This window comes from Butyrivibrio sp. MC2021 (assembly GCF_000621605.1).
Lineage (GTDB): Bacteria > Bacillota > Clostridia > Lachnospirales > Lachnospiraceae > Butyrivibrio.
The window spans coordinates 1-1,648 of record NZ_JHXX01000032.1; the positions used below are offsets into that span (position 1 = coordinate 1).

Below are 1,648 nucleotides of genomic sequence, written 5' to 3' on the forward strand. Positions count from 1 at the left end.
CAGACTGTAGACAAAGTCCACGGCATCTGCCGTGGATTTTTCTTTATAAAAGTGCCGGAAACTCAGTATTTATCTGGGCTTGAGGCGCTTTTTCTGGTATAATAGAAGTATCAAAGTTGGGGATGGGGATTGCCTTTATGATGACTTCTAATACCGAAAGAAAACGCGAACAGATGCAGTTTGTGAGCATGGACGATCTGGTTCCACAGGACCACATGCTCAGGCTTATTGATAAAGCCATCGACTGGTCATTCATATATGATCTTGTTGAAAATAAGTATTCTTCAGACATGGGAAGACCCAGCATGGATCCTGTCACTCTCATTAAAATCCCTTTCATCCAGTATCTATACGGAATCCGCAGCATGAGGCAGACTATCAAGGAAATCGAAGTCAACGTTGCATACAGATGGTTCCTGGGCCTGGAACTTAACGAACCCGTCCCGCACTTCTCAACATTTGGAAAGAACTATACAAGACGTTTCAAGGACACAGACCTCTTTGAGCAGATATTCCAGCGTATTCTTGAAGACTGCTACCGCTTCAAGCTTGTTGATCCTACTGCTGTATTTGTAGATGCCACTCATGTAAAAGCCAGAGCAAACAACCGTAAGATGCAGCATAAACTGGCAAAGCAGGAAGCACTGTTCTATGAAGAAATGCTCAGGAAAGAGATAAACGAAGACAGAGCTGAGCACGGCAAGAAACCTCTTAAAGATAAAGATGATGATAATGATAAAGGCACAGGTGGGCATGATGATTTCAGTGATTTTACAGACGATGTGCCAAAGGATACCAAGAAAGTAAAATGCAGCATTACCGATCCTGATAGTGGATGGTTCCACAAAGGTGAACACAAGAATGTATTCGCATACGGTATAGAGACTGCCTGTGATAAGAATGGATGGATTCTTGATTATACAGTTAATCCAGGCAATGAGCATGACAGCCGTACATTCAAAGGGCTATACGATAAGATCAAGGATATTGGTGTTGAAACTATCGTTGCAGACGCAGGCTATAAGACACCGGCCATAGCAAAACTCCTCATAGATGATGGCATCAAACCACTTCTCCCATACAAGCGTCCAATGACAAAGAAAGGATTCTTTAAGAAATCTGAGTACGCATACGATGAATACAATGACTGCTATGTATGCCCTAATGATCAGGTACTGGAGTATTCAACAACAAATCGTGATGGATACCGGGAATACAAGAGCTGCGGAAAGGTCTGTGAAAGCTGTCCATATCTCGAGCAGTGCACACTCAGTAAAAACCATGTAAAGCTTATAACTCGTCATATCTGGGAAGATTACATGGAAGAATGTGAGGATATAAGGTACACAGAAGGAATGAAGGATCTCTATTCTCACAGAAAAGAAACAATAGAGAGAATCTTTGGAACAGCTAAAGAGAACCACGGATTCAGATATACGCAGATGTATGGCAAGGCGCGGATGGAAATGAAGGTCGCGCTTACATTTGCGTGTATGAATCTGAAAAAGCTTGCAAGAATCAAGCATGAATGGCGGTTAGAGATGGCCTGATAGAGGCCGTTTCTATCCTTTATTATCAATAAAACACTCGCGAAAAAGAAAAATGGTCTTGAGAGCTACGCTCTCAGGACCACTTTGTCTACAGTCTG

1 protein-coding gene is annotated in these 1,648 nt (G+C 42.4%); it reads left to right on the forward strand.

Going from position 1 to position 1,648, the window contains the following annotated elements; all coding sequences use genetic code 11:
* Positions 1 to 137: 137 nt before the first annotated feature.
* A complete protein-coding gene (locus T359_RS20945) occupies positions 138 to 1,550 on the forward strand; it encodes an IS1182 family transposase (protein WP_155840168.1) in 1,413 nt (470 codons plus the stop codon).
* Positions 1,551 to 1,648: the final 98 nt, after the last annotated feature.

What these genes read in the sequence shown, in the direction of transcription:
- T359_RS20945 (WP_155840168.1), top strand. Translation starts at nt 138, where the DNA reads ATGATGACTTCTAATACCGAAAGAAAACGCGAACAGATGCAGTTTGTG.